Genomic DNA, 1,287 nt, shown 5'->3' with positions numbered 1-1,287 from the left:
TCCTGATTAGCCCCCACCACAATTACGCTCCCACTAATGGCCACTGAACAGCCAAATCGATCGCCAGCGCCCCGGTCGGTGGCGACGATCTTTCTGACCTGCCCCCAGTTGTCGATGCCCCCCTGGTTCTGACTGAATACATAGGCGGAACCCGCGCCAGAGAGCGTGTTGCCCCCCGAGGCATCTTCGGATTCCGCAACAGCCCCCACCACAATCAAACCGCCACTAATAGCCACCGAAAAGCCAAACTGATCATTGGCTGCCCGATCGCTGGCCACCAGCTTTTTGATTTGGGTCCAGGTGCCATTCACCCGCTTAAACAAGATAGCCGAACCTAAAAACCGATTACTCCCAGCGTCTTCACTATCGCTGTAAGCACCGACTACTGCATAGTCCCCGTCAATGGCGACCGAATTACCAAAGAAATCCCCAGTCCCCCGGCCTAATGATGTATATGTGCGCCGATCCGAGGCTACTGTTTTGATGATCTGGTTCCAGTCCTGGGCCAGACCCCGGTTCGATAAAAACAGCAAGAACGCCAGGAGCCACAGCCCTCCCGGACGGCTACGTTTGGCTCGACAGAGGTCAACAATCACAGCCAGAGGATGGCTAAAACGAGTCGTTGATCGGGGGTAGAAATGATGCATCGAAGACGAAATTCTTGTGAGTAGATAGCCTGTATTGACTACCTCAAAACTCTTCATTATCGGCCCCCCGCTGTTAACCCATTTCAGACATTCTTTTGCTCATTTTGGACATCCTCTACAAATACACAAAAAAACAGGCCCCAAAAAGGCCCTTATTAAGCCTTTCCCGAAAAATCAACTACTTACTGCGTCTTTACCTGATCATTAGAACAGATAAAGACGCACAGGCTAAAAGCAGACAGACAAAGGCGACTTTACTGAGCCGTGATGACGCGGGCGTAGATGTTGTTGAGCCGGTTCACATCGTAACTCCCACTGCTGTCGTCAGCTACACTAATGGTGATGTTGGAACGACTGCCACCGTTGGCACTGGTTCGACTTACCCAGAAGCCAACATCCATCGTGCTGCGACCTCCAATCGACTCCCCGCCGTTCAGACTGAGCCGCAACTGCTGACTGCCCACACTGCCGCTCAACGTCCACTTCCCATTGGACACACTCACCAAGCCCACCCCCGACACCGGAATGCTCGTTAACGTCTGGTCGAAGCTCACACTGTAGCCAGTTGGGACCGTGATGGTCACCACAACCGCCCCGATGGCCGTCGAGCCGTTCACCTCCTGCAACTGCATCAGCAGCC

The 1,287-nt window shown here is 53.6% G+C and carries 2 protein-coding genes; both read right to left on the bottom strand.

What is annotated here, in order from left to right:
* On the bottom strand, positions 1-704 hold a 704-nt coding region (locus BGO59_RS31790), incomplete at its 3' end, for an FG-GAP repeat protein (RefSeq protein ID WP_293691009.1).
* 197 nt (positions 705-901) lie between these two features.
* Positions 902-1,287 (bottom strand): hypothetical protein (locus BGO59_RS31785; protein WP_293691007.1); only part of this gene is annotated, 386 nt, incomplete at its 5' end.

It is taken from the genome of Spirosoma sp. 48-14 (assembly GCF_001898575.1).
Classification (GTDB): domain Bacteria; phylum Bacteroidota; class Bacteroidia; order Cytophagales; family Spirosomataceae; genus Spirosoma.
The sequence above is the reverse complement of the archived record's forward strand: the minus strand, read 5'-3'. Positions and strand labels throughout refer to the sequence as shown.